Raw genomic sequence first — 16,161 nt, 5'->3', positions numbered from 1 at the left:
TGCTAGTCTCCGGCCTTCTGGTCCGTCTTTTTGGGTTCGGCGTGATCTGTGCCCTGGTCCGTGGTCCCGTCCGGCGACTCGTGCAGCGGCACGTAATTGCCCTGCGAACGGTTGCCGACGCGGAGGATCTCGCCATTGCGGAGGTACCAGATGGCGCCGTCGTCGGACCGTACGCGTGTGATGCGCAGGCCCATGGACTCCACCACACCAACAACCTCGCTGGTTTCGATCACATCGCCGATTCCGTACTGGTCTTCAATGGTAATAAAAATCCCGGCCAGGAAGTCGCGGATCAGCTGCTGGGCACCAAAACCGATGGCCACACCCAGGATGCCCACGCTGGTGAGGAGGGGTGCGATGTTGATGTCCAGGTTCTGCAGGACGTACATGCTGGTGATAACCACCACCAGCACACCGACGATGCTGTTCAGCAGGGAACCGATGGTCTCAGCGCGCTGCACCCGCCGTTCATGGTCCAGTGCCCGCAGTGCGGGCGCCGCCCACTTGAACGTCGGCCTCTTGAAGAAATTGCTGCCCGCCGCCACCCGGGTGGTGATGCGGGAGATCACAAAAGTGGCAACCAGCCAAATGGCAACACCCACGCCGAGGCTGATCACGATGCCCGTGATGCTGATGCCGTCCGGCTCGGTGGTAGCGGAAGGAATGATTGACAACATACTGACCATAGGGGGGAAATACTCCTGGGGTTCCCCGGCGGCGCCGGGATGCGGGGCCCGGAGCGCCGGTTACGCCCGGCGCGGAAGGCTCTGTTCTCCTTCAACCCTAGCGCCGTAGCGTAGCCGCATGCGCATTCTTGTCCTGGGCGGAACCGCCTTCCTGTCCGCAGAAATCGTCCGCCAGGCAGTCGCCAGGGGGCATGCGGTAACGTGCCTGGCCCGCGGCTCGGCTGCTGATCCGCCAGAGGGAGCGGCGTGGCTGAAAGCCGACCGCTCGCTGGGCGCAAAAGCCTTCGACGGCGTTGAAGGGGAGTGGGACGAGGTCATCGACGTGGCCCGCGATCCGGTGCCCGCGTCAGCAGCGCTGGACGTCCTCGCAGCCCGGGCAGCCCACTGGACATTCGTCTCCAGCTGCTCCGTCTACGCCGATGCTGCGGTGCCCGGCGCAGCCGAGGACGCCGCCCTCCTCCCGGCCCTGACCCCGGGGACTTCTTCGACGCCGGAAAATTACGGAGAATCCAAAGCCGCCATCGAGGAGGCAACCCTCGCGGCGGCAGGCGGGAAGGCACACCTGTGCCGTGCAGGCCTGATCGGGGGACCAAGCGACGGCTCGGACCGCTACGGCTACTGGCCCGCCCGGTTTGCCAGGGACAGCAGCCCTGCCATCGTTCCGGCCATCGCTGGCCACGCAACACAGGTCATTGACGTACGGGACCTTGCCGCCTGGATCCTGCTTGCCGCTGAGCAGGGAAACACCGGGGCACTGAACGCCCTGGGGGACCAGGTCCCCTTCGGGGACTACATCAGCGCGTCCCGGGTGGCGGCGGGCCATGATGGAGAAGTGGTCCCCGCGCCTGAGGACTGGCTGGCGGCTCAAGGCGTCAGCTACTGGGCGGGGCCGGATTCGCTGCCGCTGTGGCTCCCGCCCGGGCACGAGGGCTTTATGGCCAGGAGCAACAAGGCCGCGGTGGACGCCGGCCTGCGGATCCGGCCGTGGCAGGAGACTCTGGTAGACACGCTGGCTGACGAACGCCGGCGCGGCCTGGACCGGCCCCGGAAAGCCGGCCTGACGCCGGAAACGGAAGCGCGGCTGGTCGGCATCCTGCGGAACCGGGTGTGAACTGCAGGCCCGGGAGCCAGGAAGAGCCCTGGTTAGCGCTGGCCGGCCACCGTGACGGGGGCATGCTCCACCGGGAAGTTCACACTGCGGGCGATAAAGCACAACTGGTTGGCCTCATGGTGCAGCTGCCCGGCCAGCTCCAGGTGGCGCCCGTCCGCCACCGTCACCTGCGGGCGCAGCGTCACACTCTCGAACTGGCCGCTGCCGTCGCGGTTCAGCTTCATCAGCCCGGTTGCCTCGTCGCGGTAGTCCGTCACCACAACGCCATGCTTCACCGCCACATGCAGGAAGGACAGCATGTGGCACTGGGCAAGGGCAGCCAGGAGCAGCTGCTCCGGGTTATAACGTTCCCTGTTGCCGTGGAACGTGGGGTCGGCTGAGCCCTTGAGCGCAGGCAGTCCCGGAATCAGTATGTCGTGGTCCCGGGAGTAGCCCCGGTAAGACGACGTTCCCCCGCCCAGGTTGCCTGTCCACTGGACGGTCAGTGCGTAGTGGTGCTCGCTGAGCGTCACAATGCCGGCCCTGCCTCACCAGGAAGGACGTCAGCGGCGCGTGCGCGCAATGCCCGGGCAACGCCGTCGCGGTTTTCCAGCATCATCCGCCGGAGGGCGGCGCTCTGCGGCGGGAGCGCGGCGAGGAAGCCGTCGGTGCGGTCAACGGTGGCCTGGGTGGTCAGCAACGCCGGGTAGAGCCCGACGACGATCTGCTGCGCCAGTGCGTGGGTCCGGGTTTCCACGATCCCCGGCACCGCCGCGAAATACTTCTCCGCGTACGGCTCCAACAGGGACCGGTCCAGGACCCGCATGAAGCCGGTCACCGCCGACCCTTGAAGGGCGTTGGAGAGTTCGCCTTTGACCACAATCGAGTGCCAGGCTGCGGCCTTCGCCTCGGGCGTGGGGATGGCCGCCTTTGCCTGGGCTGCCGCGTTCTGGCCGCTGGAGGTGTTGTCCCGCTGCAGTTCGGCATCGATGCCGTCCTGCGCCAGCCGGCCGCCCACCACCAGTGCAGTCACCAGCTCCCAGCGGAGGTCCTGGTCAACAGTCAGCCCGTCCAGAACCAGCGAGCCGTCAAGGAGGCCCGCCACTGTGTCCAGCTGGCTTCCACTGCGCGCCAGCAGGGCGAAGGATTTCACGAACTGCAGCTGGGCGTCCGAGCCGCCGGGCACCTCAGACGCCAGCTCCCATAGCCGGTCCGTTGCAGCCACGGCCGTGGCCTCGCGGTGCTCCTCGGCGACGTAGAAGTTCAGGGTGGTGGCCAGTTGGCGGAGCTGGACCAGGATCACCGACGAATCGCTCTCCGCGGCCACATTGGCAAGGATCAGTTCCGCGTAGCGCCGCGCGGGCGTTTCGCCGTCCCGGGCAGCATCCCAGGCGGAGTTCCACACCAGTGTCCGCGGCAGGCTTTGGCTGAAGTCCTTCAGGTGGGCGGTGGCGGTGGCAAGAGACTTCTCATCCAGCCGGACCTTGGCGTAGGCGAGGTCGTCGTCATTCACCAGGATCAGGTCCGGCTGCGCCATGCCAACCAGTTCCGGAACTTCGGTGCGCTCGCCGTCCACGTCAAGTTCCTCGCGGTGCACCCGCTCGAGCTTCCCGGCGTCGTCCAGGTTGTAGAAGCCCACCGCGAGCCGGTGCGGACGGATGGTGGGCCACTCCTCGACGGCGGACTGCAAAATCGCAAAGGAAGTCAGCCGGCCGTCGCTGTCCACTGCCAGTTCAGGCTTGAGGGTGTTCACGCCGGCCGTCTCCAGCCATTGCCGCCCCCATTCGTCCAGGTCGCGGCCGCTGGCTTTCTCCAGCTCCACCAGGAGGTCGCTCAGTTCCGTGTTCTGCCAGGAGTGCTTGGCGAAATACTCCCGGACGCCGGCCATAAACTGCTCCGGTCCCACCCACGCCACCAGCTGGCGCAGGACAGAGGCGCCTTTCGCGTACGTGATGCCGTCAAAGTTCACCTCAACGTCCTGGAGGTCGTTGATCTCGGCGAAGATCGGATGGGTAGTGGGCAGCTGGTCCTGGCGGTACGCCCATGACTTTTCCACCGAGGCGAAGGTGGTCCAGGCGCTCGTGAAGGAGGTGGCCTCCACGGCCGCGAGGTGCGACATGTACTCGGCGAAGGACTCGTTGAGCCACAAATCGTTCCACCAGCGCATGGTCACCAGGTCGCCGAACCACATGTGTGCGAGCTCGTGCAGGACGGTGATGGCCCGGCGTTCGATCTGGGCGCCGGTTACCTTGCTGCGGAAGACGTAGCCCTCAAGGATGGTCACGGCCCCGGCGTTCTCCATGGCGCCGGCATTGAACTCCGGAACGAAGAGCTGGTCGTACTTCTCGAAGGGGTAGGGGCAGCCGAACTGCGCCTCGAAGAATTCAAAGCCCTGCCGGGTCAGCTCGAAAATGTTCTCCGCATCGAGGTACTGCATCAGCGACTTCCGGGCGAAGACGCCCAGCGGGATGACCCTGCCGTCAGAGCTCGCCACCTCGCTGCGCACCGACTGGTACGGCCCGGCGATCAGGGCCGTGACATAGGAGGACAGCCGCGGGGTGGGGGAGAAGGACCAAACGGAGCGGGCACCGCCGTCGTCCCCCGGGGTGGTTTCCACTGGCACAGGGGTGGGGGAGTTGGAGATGACATCCCAGTGCGAAGGTGCGGTGACCGTGAAGGTGAAGGCTGCCTTCAGGTCCGGCTGCTCGAACACCGCAAACATCCTGCGCGAATCGGGAACCTCGAACTGCGTGTAGAGGTAGACCTCGTTGTCCACCGGGTCCACGAACCGGTGCAGGCCTTCGCCGGTATTCATGTACGGAGCATCCGCCACGATGGTGAGCTCGTTGTTCTCCGCGAGGTCCGGCAGCTGGATCCTGACTCCGTCCGAAACGGCGACCGGATCGAGGCTGCGGCCGTTGAGCATCACACTGTGGACGGCGGCGGTGACGGCGTCAATGAAAGTCGAGGATCCCGGCCTGGCGCTGAACTTCACCGTGGTGGTGCTGCCAAAAACCTTCCCGCCGCGGGTCAGGTCCAGGCTGACATCGTAGGACTCGACGTAAATCAGTTCGGCACGCGCGCTGGCTTCAGCGCGCGTCAGATTCATACCTGGCAAAGTGGGGCCTCCAGAATAAGTGCGTCAGCCGGCTGGCGATGCCCAGCGGCGGCACTGATCATTCTTGCATTCCTTCACCGCCGAACAAGTAGCGCCGCTCACAGTGGGTATGGAGGGTGGTGGGAAGCCATTGGCCGGCGGCGGGAGTAGCGTTAAAACATGGGGAAGTTCATGGAGTCGGTGGACACCAAGGCCCTGCGCTTCGTGGCGGGGTTCCCGGTGGTGGTTGGAGCCGCTTTCGTGGCCTGTGCTTTTATGCTTCGGCCGGACCTTCCTGAGCCGCTTGCCATTCGGTGGAATGACGACGGCGGCGCCGCCTTCGCGCCCTTCGCCGCCTATGTCACGGTGGGCGCCCTGATGATTGTGGCCGCTGGCTGGCTGGTCCTCTTCCAGGCGCTGCCGGTCAGCAGGCCGGTTCCCATGCGCCGGATCATGATGGGCGCCGGATTGTTCCTGTGCCTCTTCGTTGCCACCGCCCTGGCTGCCGGACTCGTTGGCCAGACCGGCCTGGCAGACGCCCGCGAGTCCCGCGTGGACCTCACTGTCCTCGCACTGGGAAGCGGGGCTGCCGTGTCCCTCGGCGTCATTATCGCCCTCGTCTACAAGGCGGACCAGCAATGGTCCGCCGACGACGACAAGGCCCTCCAGCTTGCCATCGCCAGGGAGCTGGACCCTGACCTGTCGCGGGACACTATCCGGCTCTGGGTCCATGCCCGCAGCTCTGTCTTTGTCATGATCGGCATAGCCTCGCTGTTTCCTGCCGCGTTGATTGCCATCGCCGTGCCTTGGCTCGGAGTCTTGCTGGTGGTCCTGGCCGTCGTCGGCGCGGCTTTCCTCTGTGCCCGGATCAAGGCGGACCGGCGCGGGCTGAAAGTCCTGCTGGCCGGCGTCGTGCCTGTTATGGATGTCCCCGCAGGCGCCATTTCGGCGGCGGACGCGGCAGATGTCCGCGCCGCCGACTATGGCGGCTGGGGCTACCGGCACCACAGCGGAACCGCCGCCATGCTGGTCAGCAGCGGCCCCGCCGTCGTGGTGAAAAAGACCGATGGGCAAAGCCTTGCGGTGAGCGGCGGGAGCCAGGCCTCGGCGGCGCGGCTGGCCGAGGTCCTCACGCGCGTGGCGGCACGGGCCCGTGGCGGCAGCGGCCCGTCCGCGGCCGGTCAGCCGGAGTCCTAGTATTCTTGTCCGTGTTGTTCACCCCGGCCTGCACCCTTCATGCAGGCCGCCAGCGCCCACACCGAACGGATTCTGCTCGTGACTTCTTCCCCTGCCTTCCCGCGGGTACACATTGCCACCGACCACGCCGGCATGGAACTTAGCGCCCACCTGGTAACCCACCTGACGGCCAAAGGCTATGAGGTGGTGGACCACGGTCCGAAGGTCTACGACGCCCAGGACGACTACCCTTCGTTCTGTATCAATGCAGCCCTGGCCGTGGTCGCTGACCAGCAGGCCGGTGTCCACGCGTTGGGCATCGTGTTGGGCGGATCAGGAAACGGGGAACAGATTGCAGCCAACAAAGTGAAGGGTGTCAGGGCAGCACTGGCGTGGAACCACTCCACCGCCACCCTCGCCCGCGAGCACAACGACGCCAACGTGGTGGCTGTGGGCGGCCGCCAGCACACCGTAGAGGAAGCAACGGAGCTGATCGAAGCGTTCCTGGCAGAGCCCTTCAGCAATGATGAGCGCCACGTCCGCAGGATCGGCAAAATCGCTGCCTATGAATCTACCGGCGAGGTCATCGAGTAGTGCCGGAAGGGCATACACTCCGGCGCCTGGCGCGGCAGTTCGGGGACGTTTTCGGCGGCCAGCGGCTCGCTGTGTCCAGCCCGCAGGGCCGGTTCACCGGGGGAGCCGCGCTGCTGGACGGGCACACCCTTCTTGCTGCCGAGGCCCATGGAAAACACCTGTTCCTGCACTTCGATCACTCGCTGGTGCTGCACGTCCACCTGGGCCTCTACGGGGCGTGGACCTTCGGCGGAGACAGCACTTTCGCTGGGTCCTCCAGCATCGGCGCTCCCCGCCGCGTGGGGGAGCAGGAAACCTTCGGTGGCGACGGCGATGACTCCGGTGTGTACACCGGCCCGCCGGAGCCAGTGGGGGCTGTGCGTGTCCGGATCGTGGGCAGCAACGGCTGGGCGGACCTGCGCGGGGCGACGACCTGCGAAACCATCACCATTGCCGAGGCCGACGCCGTGCTGGCCCGGCTGGGCCCGGATCCACTGGTCAACCGCCGCGGGGACGCCGGCCGGTTCGCCGCGAATCTCCACAGCCGCAAAACCCCGCTGGCTGCGCTGCTGATGGACCAGAAGATCATTGCCGGAGTGGGAAACGTGTACCGTGCGGAAGTCCTTTTCCGGCGGCGGCTGGACCCGTGGCTGCCGGGCAGCGACGTTCCGGACACCGAGGCACGCAAGCTGTGGCGCGACGTCGTCTCCGTGATGGGCGACGGCGTCTCGGACGGCAGGATCATCACCACCACGCCCAGGTACTGGTCCGGAAACGGCAAGACGGCCAAGGCTGCGGCTGACGCAACTGCGCTCAAGAGCGAGAGCTTCCCGGCCAGGGAGAATGCCCACTTCGTCTATAAACGCAACGGGCTGCCGTGCCGGGTGTGCGGTACCACGGTGCTGATGGCCGAACTGGTGGCGCGCAAGCTCTACTGGTGCCCGTACTGCCAGCAGTCCTAGCAACACCAAAGACACGACGTTCCGAACGAGTGCCCACCACAAACAAAAAAGGCCCCTCGCTGAGGGGCCTTTTGATCTGTGGAGGGGACGACGGGAATCGAACCCGCGTAATCAGTTTGGAAGACTGAGGCTTTACCATTAAGCTACGTCCCCGAAAGAAGGTCCGACTGTTAGGCCGTGAGGCGCTGGCGATCTGACAACTTCGGGCTGGCTGTTGAAGCCGGATATAACTAAACCTAATTCATGGGGTACGTGTCAAATGTGCAAACTTGGCGCGTATGACCGTAGACTTGCCTGTGCACTTACGGGGTGTAGCTCAGCTTGGCTAGAGCGCCTGCTTTGGGAGCAGGAAGTCGCAGGTTCAAATCCTGTCACCCCGACTCTGCGGCCCGGACCTGTCGGCCTGGACAAAACATTGCGTTTGCAGAAACCCATCCCACAAACCCAGGAGTACTTAGACCGTGAAGAGCGCTGTCGAGAACCTCACCCCCACGCGGGTCAAGCTCAATGTTGAGGTCCCCTTTGAGGAATTGAAGCCCAGCATCGACTCGGCCTACAAGACCGTTGCTTCGCAGATCCAGGTCCCTGGCTTCCGTAAGGGCAAGGTCCCCGCAAAGCTGATCGACCAGCGCGTCGGCCGCGGCTACGTCCTGGAGACGGCCATCAACGAAGGCCTCAACGGCTGGTACCAGGCTGCTGTGCAGGAATCCGGCATCCGTCCCCTGAGCCGTCCCGAGGTGGAGATCACAGAGGTTCCTGATCCCTCCGCCACGGATGGCGGCCTGAAGTTCGCCGCCGAGGTGGACGTCCGCCCCGAAATCGAGCTGCCTGACTACGCCGGCATCCAGGTTGAGGTTGCTGCTGCCCAGTCCTCGGACGAAGACGTTGACAAAGCCCTCGATGAACTGCGCGGCCGCTTTGGCACGCTGAAGTCCGTGGAGCGTCCGGCTGCCGACGGCGACTTCCTCACCATCGACATCACCGCCACCATTGAGGGCGAAGAGGTGGACTCCGCTGCCGGCCTGTCCTACCAGGTTGGCTCGGGCACCATGCTCGAAGGCCTCGATGAAGCCGTGACCGGCCTCAGCATCGACGAGGACGCCATCTTCAACACCACCCTGGTGGGCGGCGACCACGCCGGTGAAGAAGCACAGGTCAAGGTGGTTGTGAAGGCCGTCAAGGAACGCGAGCTTCCTGAAGCGAACGACGACTTCGCCCAGCTGGCTTCCGAATTCGACACCCTTGCCGAGCTCCGCGAAGACCTGGCTAAGCAGGCGGCAGACTCCAAGGTCGTAGAGCAGGGCGTCGAAGCCCGCGACAAGGTCCTGGACAAGCTCGTTGAGCTGGTAGAGGTTCCCGTTCCGGATTCAGTGGTGGAAGAGCAGCTCGAAGCCCACTTCAAGGAGGGCAACGGCCACGGCGAAGGCGAGCATGACACCGAGGAGCACCGTGAAGAGGTCCGGGCCAACACCGCCCGCGCTTTCCAGAACGAGATCATCCTGGACGCCATCGCGGAAAAGGAAGAAGTCAACGTCAGCCAGAACGAGCTGATCGACTACATCGTCACCACTGCGAGCCAGTACGGCATGGACCCCAACCAGTTCGCCCAAATCATTGATCAGAGCGGCCAGGTCCCCATGATGGTTTCCGAGGTCCGCCGCCGCAAGGCACTGGCAGTTGTCCTCGGCCAGGCCACGGTGACGGACACCGAGGGCAACGCCGTTGACCTCAGCGACTTCGTCCGTCCCGGCGGCGAAGAGGAAGCTCCCGCCGTGGAGACCGAAGAAGATGCAGTAACCGAAGCACCTGAGGCTGCTGCTGAGGAAGACAAGGCAGAGGCCAAGGCCTAGGACCTCGCTGTAAGCGCAGTACTTAGCTGTAAAGCACTGTGAACGGCCCCCGGATCAGGCGATCCGGGGGCCTTTTGCATTGGTTCAGGCCATGTCCCCGCAAGGGGCCTGCCGATCGTGCGCCGTCAGCGAACAGCCCATGGTGCGCGAACAAAACGTCGGTGAAACCGGTTAGTGTCCAAGTAGTGATTTTCAGTGATGTCACCGTCACCAGCGAGAGGTAAGTACACATGTCACAGCACGCAGAGGCCCCCCGGATGGCTACTGTCGATCCTGCAGCCCAGGACAACTACATCTACAACCGCCTCCTGAAGGAACGGATCATCTGGCTGGGCTCAGAGGTGCGTGACGAGAACGCCAACGCCATCTGCTCGCAGTTGCTCCTCCTGTCCGCGGAGAACCCGGACAAGGACATCTACCTTTACATCAACTCCCCGGGCGGATCCGTCACGGCAGGCATGGCCATCTACGACACCATGCAGTTCATCCCGAACGACGTCGTCACCGTCGCCACCGGCCTTGCCGCTTCCATGGGGCAGTTCCTGCTTTCCTCCGGCACGAAGGGTAAGCGGTACGCGACGCCGAACGCACGCGTGCTGATGCACCAGCCCTCCGGCGGCATCGGCGGCACGGCCTCGGACATCAAGATCCAGGCCGAACTCATCCTTCACATGAAGAAGGTCATGGCAGAACTGACGGCAGAGCAGACCGGCCAGACCGTCGACACCATCCTCAAGGACAACGACCGCGACAAGTGGTTCACCGCTACGGAAGCGCTCGAATACGGTTTCTTCGACAAAATCGCCGCCCACGCAGGCTCTGTTGCCGGCGGTGGCGGCACGTCGTCGAACGGTACCTCAGGCGAATCAGCCTCCGAGAAGTAAACCGGCACAAGAACACTCAGATCAGGAGCAAAGAAATGAACTACAACTTCGGGTGGTCCGCCGGTAATCTTCCGTCCAGCCGCTACGTCCTGCCCCAGTTCGAGGAGCGCACGCCTTACGGCTTCAAGCGCCAGGACCCGTACACCAAGCTCTTCGAGGACCGCATCATCTTCCTCGGCGTACAGGTGGACGACGCCTCCGCAGACGACATCATGGCGCAGCTGCTGGTCCTGGAATCCACGGACCCGGACCGCGACATCACGCTCTACATCAATTCGCCGGGCGGATCCTTCACCGCCATGACGGCCATTTACGACACCATGCAGTACATCCGCCCTGAGATCCAGACCGTGTGCCTGGGCCAGGCGGCCAGCGCCGCTGCTGTCCTGCTGGCGGCCGGCACGCCGGGCAAGCGCCTGGCACTGCCGAACGCGCGCGTCCTGATCCACCAACCGGCACTGTCCGGCGGCCAGGGCGGCCAGGCCTCCGACCTTGAGATCCAGGCCGCCGAGGTCATGCGCATGCGTTCCTGGCTTGAGGACACGCTGGCGCACCACTCGGGCCGGACGTCGGAGCAGGTCAACAACGATATTGAGCGCGACAAGATCCTGACCGCGGAAGAAGCGCAGGTCTATGGCCTGATCGACCAGGTCCTGGATTCGCGCAAGATCAAACCGCAGGCCATCACCAGGTAGCGGTAAAGTAAAGCGCCGGTGGCGCCAATCATTTGGCTCCACCGGCCTTTTCCTTCCACCCTCGGGAGCGAATGTGACCTAGAGTGGATGTTGTCACAACCGGTCCACGCAGGCTGGTGGAGATTCCAGCAACGGTGCAAGGCTGCCTGGCAGCAAGATACTAAGGGGTTCACATATGGCTCGGATTGGCGAGAGCACGGATCTGCTGAAGTGCTCTTTCTGTGGAAAGAGCCAGAAGCAGGTGCGCAAGCTCATTGCCGGGCCCGGTGTCTACATCTGTGATGAATGCATTGAGCTTTGCAACGAAATCATCGAAGAGGAACTGGCGGAGGTTGCCGACCTTGGCAGCTTCGAGCTTCCCAAGCCGCGCGAAATCTTCGACTTCCTGCAGGAATACGTCATCGGCCAGGAGCCTGCGAAACGCTCTCTCGCTGTCGCCGTCTACAACCACTACAAGCGGATCCAGGCCGGCCACGCGCCGAAGTCGGGAAGCCTGGCCGAAGGCGGCCACCACGACGACGTCGAGATCGCCAAGTCCAATATCCTCCTGATCGGCCCCACCGGCTGCGGCAAGACCTACCTGGCTCAGACCCTGGCCCGCCGCCTGAACGTGCCTTTCGCCGTAGCTGATGCCACGGCCCTGACCGAAGCCGGTTACGTGGGCGAGGACGTGGAGAACATCCTCCTCAAGCTCATCCAGGCCGCGGACTACGACGTCAAAAAGGCTGAACAGGGCATCATCTACATCGATGAGATCGACAAGATTTCCCGCAAGAGCGAGAACCCCTCCATCACCCGCGATGTTTCAGGTGAAGGCGTCCAGCAAGCGCTGCTGAAGATCCTGGAAGGCACCGTTGCATCGGTGCCTCCGCAGGGCGGACGGAAACACCCGCACCAGGAATTCATCCAGATCGACACCACCAACGTCCTGTTCATCGTTGCCGGTGCCTTTGCCGGCCTCGAGGAGATCATCGGCTCCAGGTCCGGACGCAAGGGGATCGGCTTCGGCGCACCGCTCAATGACGCCAGCAAGAAGATCGACTCCTATGGTGAAGTGATGCCGGAGGACCTGCTGAAGTTCGGCCTCATTCCCGAATTCATCGGCCGGCTCCCCGTGATCACTACCGTGTCCAACCTGGACCGTGACGCCTTGATCCAGATCCTCTCCACGCCCAAGAACGCCCTGGTGAAGCAGTACCAGAAGATGTTCCAGATCGACGGCGTGGAACTGGTGTTTGATGACACTGCCCTGGATGCCATCGCGGAGCAGGCGCTGGAGCGCGGTACCGGTGCCCGCGGCCTGCGGGCCATCATGGAGGAAGTGCTGCTTCCCGTGATGTTCGACCTGCCCAGCCGGGAGGACGTAGCCAGCGTGGTCATCACGGAGGACGTCGTCCTGAAGGGCGCGGAGCCAACCATGATCCCGCACGTCACCAAACGCCGGAAGTCTGCCTGATTACCTTGCGCAGCACGCCGTCAGATGCGGCTGCCCCCTGCGCGGCCGCCTGCCCCTGAAGGAGTAACCCCTATGACTGAAACTGCACGGAACAAGGCCGATTTCTGGTTCGACCCGCTGTGTCCCTTCGCCTGGATCACCTCGCGCTGGATCGGCGAAGTGGAGGGCGTCCGCGATATCGAAACCGTCTGGCATGTCATGAGCCTCGCCGTCCTGAACGAGGGCCGCGACCTGGAACCCGCGTACCGCGAATCCATGGACAACGCCTGGGGCCCGGTGCGCGTCATCATCGCCGCGCAGCAGGAGCACGGCCAGGAAGCGGTCAAGGCGTTGTATGACGCCATGGGTTCGCTGATCCACGAGCGCGGCGAGAAGGACCGCTTCGTTGTCATCACCAAGGCGCTGGCCGAATGCGGTCTTCCCGCCGAACTGGCATCCGCCGCCACCACTGACGCCTTCGATGGCCAGTTGCGCGCCAGCCACGAGGAAGGCATCTCGCTGGTAGGCCAGGACGTCGGAACGCCTGTGGTGGCCTTCAACGGAACCGCGTTCTTCGGACCGGTCCTCACCCGCATCCCGCGCGGCGAAGAGGCCGGCAAGCTGTGGGACGCCACCACCGCCCTCGCCTCGTACCCGCACTTCTTCGAACTGAAGCGCAGCCGCACCGAGCGGCCCGAATTCAGCTAGGACTGCTCCACGCGCCTCCGGCAGCACAGAGAGAGCCCCGGTAGAACTACTCGTTTGTAGTTCTACCGGGGCTCTTGCGCTTGCAGATGGGCAGGACAAGAATGGTCTTTACCCGCTTCGAAAGAAGTGGGACGCAGAAACCAAAGATTCAGTGATATGTCTTCGACGCAGCCATCGGCAAAGTCAGAAGCAAGCTACCAGTGACGAGGTAGGAAGACCTGAAGATCCGAGGATTCTGCCAGACCATCAAAGACGTCACCGGGATGGCCGAAAAGTCGAAGCCCCACCAACGGCAAAACGCTGATGGGGCTTCCCCTTTGCCCTAAAATGGGCGGCAATACAGTCAGGCCTGGGCGGGCTCCTCCGTGGTGGCCAGGGCGACGTCGCTGACAGCCAGGTCCCCGTCTCCGACCAGCAGCGTGATCTCCCGGGCATTCGATGCGGCCTTGAGGTCGGCGAGCCCCGCCTTCAGCTGCGTGGTGAGCGCCTCGGACGCCGTGATGGTCGCCGAGAGGACCTCGGTCCGCTGCTTGACCTTCGCTTCGGACTTCGCCTTGCGGACGCCGCTGAGGGCAACACCAACGGTGGCAAGCATCGTGGTGTCACCGCCCGGAACGTCCAGTTGTGCGGGCCACTGGGCGCGATGGACAGAACCGGTGCGCCACCAGCCCCAGACCTCTTCGGTGGCAAAGGGCAGGAACGGCGCGAACAGGCGCAGCAGGGTATCCAGGGTGGTGGCCAGTGCTGCGAGGACGGAAGCCTGTTCCGCGTCGCCCGCGGCGCCGTAGGCCCGGTCCTTGATGAGCTCGACGTAGTCGTCCGTGAACTGCCAGAAGAAGCTTTCGGTGATCTGCAGTGCGCGCGCATAATCGTAGTTCTCGAACGCCTTGGTGGACTGGGCCACGACCTCCGCGAGCTGGGCAAGGACGGCCCGGTCCAGCTGGTTGGTCAGGACCGACAGGTCACCGGACAGCACCGACGCCTCCGTGGCGCCGAGGTTCAGCACAAACTTCGAAGCGTTCAACAGTTTGATCGCAAGACGGCGGCCGATCTTCATCTGCGCAATCTCGTAGGCGGTGTCTGCCCCGAGTTTGGCTGAGGCCGCCCAGTAGCGGACGGCGTCGGAGCCGTATTCCTCCAGCACGTCGGTAGGTACAACCACGTTGCCCTTGGACTTGGACATCTTTTTGCGGTCGGGGTCCAGGATCCAGCCGGAGATGGCAGCGTGCTTCCACGGCGCACTGTTCTCCAGGGCGTCGGCACGCACCACGGAGGAGAAGAGCCAGGTCCGGATGATGTCGTGGCCCTGGGGCCGGACGTCAAAGGGGAACACTTTGGCAAATAGGTCCTCGTCGCGCTTCCAGCCGCCCACGATCTTGGGCGTCAGCGAGGACGTGGCCCAGGTGTCCAGGATGTCGGCGTCGCCGGTAAAGCCGCCGGGAACATCGCGCTGGGCTTCGTCGAACCCGGGCGCGGCGTCGGCGGCGGGGTCTACGGGCAGCTGCTCATCGGACGGAACGATGGGGGCGTCGTAGTCCGGGTTACCGTCGGAATCCAGGGGGTACCAGACGGGGATGGGCACGCCGAAGAAGCGCTGGCGGGACACCAGCCAGTCACCGTTCAGCCCGGAAATCCAGTTCTCGTACCGGGAACGCATGAAGGCGGGGTGGAAGTCGATTTCCTGCCCGCGGGCGATAAGCCGCTCCCGCCGGTCCTCGTCGCGGCCGCCGTTCCGGATGTACCACTGGCGGGACGTGACAACTTCAAGGGGCTTGTCGCCCTTTTCGTAGAAGTTCACGGGGTGCATGATCTTCTTCGGCTCGCCCTCCAGCAGGTCGGCGGCGGTGAGGAGTTTCACCACCTCTTCCTTCGCGCTGAAGACAGTCTTGCCCGCAATCGCGGCGAAGGCTTCACGGCCAATGTCCGTGGTGATCCACTCGGGAGCCTCGCTGACGATCCGGCCGTCCCGGCCCACGATGGCGCGGGTTGGAAGCTGCAGTTCGCGCCACCAGGTGACATCGGTCAGGTCGCCGAAGGTACACACCATCGCGATACCCGAGCCCTTGTCCGCTTTGGCCAGCGGGTGCGCCTTGACCTCTACCTCAACGCCGAACACGGGGGACGTGACTTTCTTGCCGAACAGCGGCTGGTACCGTTCGTCGTCGGGATTGGCCACCAGCGCGGCACAGGCGGCGAGCAGTTCGGGACGGGTGGTTTCGATGTAGATCCTCTCCCCGTCTTCGGTGAAGAACGGGTAGCGGTAGTACGCCCCGGGCACCTCGCGGTCCTCCAGTTCGGCCTGCGCCACTGCCGTACGGAACGTCACGTCCCACAGCGTCGGCGCTTCGGCCATGTAGGCGTCGCCGGCGGCGAGGTTGGCCAGGAAGGCGCGCTGCGATACGGCCCGCGAGTTGTCGTCGATGGTGCGGTATGTGAGTTCCCAGTCCACGGACAGGCCAAGGGTCTGGAACAGGTTTTCGAAGACCTTCTCGTCCTCGACGGCAAGCTCTTCACACAGCTCGATGAAGTTGCGGCGGGAGACGACATCGAAGTCCCGCTGGTTCTTCGCAGGCTGCGCCGGCGGCTGGTAGCCGGGGTTGTACGGGATGGAGGGATCGCAGCGGACGCCGTAATAGTTCTGTACGCGGCGTTCGGTGGGCAGGCCGTTGTCGTCCCAGCCCATCGGATAAAAGACGTTCTTGCCGGTCATGCGCTGGTAGCGCGCCAGTACGTCGGTCTGCGTGTAGGAGAACATGTGCCCCACGTGCAGCGATCCGGACGCGGTGGGAGGGGGAGTGTCGATCGAGTAGACCTGTTCCCGGGTGGTCTCCCGATCGAACTTGTAGGTCCCATCGGCCAGCCAGCGCTGCGTGAGGGCAGCTTCGAGGCCCTCGAGGGCGGGTTTGTCCGGAACGTTGATGGGGGCGGTGGTGGGCGTGTCTGTACCCTGCGTGTGTTCAGCCATCCGACAATTGTTTCATGGACGGGCCCTTCCGCCGGTCCGC

The 16,161-nt window shown here is 64.3% G+C and carries 13 protein-coding genes and 2 tRNA genes; 10 read left to right on the top strand and 5 right to left on the bottom strand.

Annotated features, from left to right (window positions below):
- Positions 1-2: 2 nt before the first annotated feature.
- On the bottom strand, positions 3-686 hold the full coding sequence (locus AC5RUQ_RS19560; protein WP_430225580.1) for a mechanosensitive ion channel family protein: 684 nt from the start codon (positions 684-686) through the stop codon (positions 3-5).
- Positions 687-804: 118 nt separating this feature from the next.
- On the opposite strand from AC5RUQ_RS19560, the gene AC5RUQ_RS19555 reads away from it, so the two are divergent.
- Positions 805-1,797, top strand: a complete 993-nt coding sequence (locus AC5RUQ_RS19555) for a Rossmann-fold NAD(P)-binding domain-containing protein (protein ID WP_493948937.1) — start codon at positions 805-807, stop codon at positions 1,795-1,797.
- A 32-nt stretch (positions 1,798-1,829) separates the two neighbouring features.
- On the opposite strand, the gene AC5RUQ_RS19550 is transcribed toward AC5RUQ_RS19555, so the two are convergent.
- Positions 1,830-2,309: an OsmC family protein gene (locus tag AC5RUQ_RS19550; RefSeq protein ID WP_493948936.1), complete on the bottom strand. Its 480-nt coding sequence runs from the start codon at positions 2,307-2,309 to the stop codon at positions 1,830-1,832.
- Positions 2,306-4,885 carry an aminopeptidase N gene (gene pepN / locus AC5RUQ_RS19545; RefSeq protein ID WP_493948935.1) on the bottom strand — a complete coding sequence of 860 codons (2,580 nt, stop codon included), beginning with the start codon at positions 4,883-4,885 and terminating at the stop codon, positions 2,306-2,308. Before pepN ends, AC5RUQ_RS19550 begins: the two co-directional genes overlap by 4 nt.
- Before the next feature lie 168 nt (positions 4,886-5,053).
- On the opposite strand from pepN, the gene AC5RUQ_RS19540 reads away from it, so the two are divergent.
- From AC5RUQ_RS19540 to AC5RUQ_RS19530, 3 genes are all read left to right on the top strand, one after another.
- Positions 5,054-6,070, top strand: coding sequence for a hypothetical protein (locus AC5RUQ_RS19540; protein WP_493948934.1), 1,017 nt, complete (start codon positions 5,054-5,056; stop codon positions 6,068-6,070).
- Between the two features lie 78 nt (positions 6,071-6,148).
- On the top strand, positions 6,149-6,643 hold the full coding sequence (locus AC5RUQ_RS19535; protein WP_493948933.1) for a ribose-5-phosphate isomerase: 495 nt from the start codon (positions 6,149-6,151) through the stop codon (positions 6,641-6,643).
- Positions 6,643-7,584: an Fpg/Nei family DNA glycosylase gene (locus AC5RUQ_RS19530; RefSeq protein WP_493948932.1), complete on the top strand. Its 942-nt coding sequence runs from the start codon at positions 6,643-6,645 to the stop codon at positions 7,582-7,584. Before AC5RUQ_RS19535 ends, AC5RUQ_RS19530 begins: the two co-directional genes overlap by 1 nt.
- A 79-nt stretch (positions 7,585-7,663) precedes the next feature.
- On the opposite strand, the gene AC5RUQ_RS19525 is transcribed toward AC5RUQ_RS19530, so the two are convergent.
- Positions 7,664-7,737, bottom strand: a tRNA-Gly gene (locus AC5RUQ_RS19525).
- A 152-nt stretch (positions 7,738-7,889) separates the two neighbouring features.
- Between AC5RUQ_RS19525 and AC5RUQ_RS19520 the strand changes: the two genes are divergently transcribed.
- The 6 genes from AC5RUQ_RS19520 to AC5RUQ_RS19495 all read left to right on the top strand — a co-directional run bounded on the left by AC5RUQ_RS19520 (position 7,890) and on the right by AC5RUQ_RS19495 (position 13,156).
- Positions 7,890-7,964, top strand: a tRNA-Pro gene (locus tag AC5RUQ_RS19520).
- Positions 7,965-8,045: 81 nt separating this feature from the next.
- Positions 8,046-9,434, top strand: coding sequence for a trigger factor (gene tig, locus AC5RUQ_RS19515; protein WP_493948931.1), 1,389 nt, complete (start codon positions 8,046-8,048; stop codon positions 9,432-9,434).
- Positions 9,435-9,691: 257 nt separating this feature from the next.
- On the top strand, positions 9,692-10,318 hold the full coding sequence (locus tag AC5RUQ_RS19510) for an ATP-dependent Clp protease proteolytic subunit (protein ID WP_163164168.1): 627 nt from the start codon (positions 9,692-9,694) through the stop codon (positions 10,316-10,318).
- A 35-nt stretch (positions 10,319-10,353) separates the two neighbouring features.
- A complete protein-coding gene (locus AC5RUQ_RS19505; RefSeq protein ID WP_013601337.1) occupies positions 10,354-11,013 on the top strand; it encodes an ATP-dependent Clp protease proteolytic subunit in 660 nt (219 codons plus the stop codon).
- A 175-nt stretch (positions 11,014-11,188) separates the two neighbouring features.
- Positions 11,189-12,469 (top strand): ATP-dependent Clp protease ATP-binding subunit ClpX, encoded by a 1,281-nt coding sequence (gene clpX / locus AC5RUQ_RS19500; RefSeq protein WP_461171615.1) that lies wholly within the window; start codon positions 11,189-11,191, stop codon positions 12,467-12,469.
- Positions 12,470-12,541: 72 nt separating this feature from the next.
- On the top strand, positions 12,542-13,156 hold the full coding sequence (locus AC5RUQ_RS19495) for a mycothiol-dependent nitroreductase Rv2466c family protein (RefSeq protein ID WP_493948930.1): 615 nt from the start codon (positions 12,542-12,544) through the stop codon (positions 13,154-13,156).
- 343 nt (positions 13,157-13,499) lie between these two features.
- Here the strand turns inward: AC5RUQ_RS19495 and valS are convergent, their stop codons facing one another.
- Positions 13,500-16,121, bottom strand: a complete 2,622-nt coding sequence (gene valS / locus AC5RUQ_RS19490) for a valine--tRNA ligase (RefSeq protein WP_493948929.1) — start codon at positions 16,119-16,121, stop codon at positions 13,500-13,502.
- Positions 16,122-16,161 lie beyond the last annotated feature (40 nt).

It is taken from the genome of Arthrobacter sp. MDT2-3, assembly GCF_059090465.1.
The sequence above is the reverse complement of the archived record's forward strand: the minus strand, read 5'-3'. Positions and strand labels throughout refer to the sequence as shown.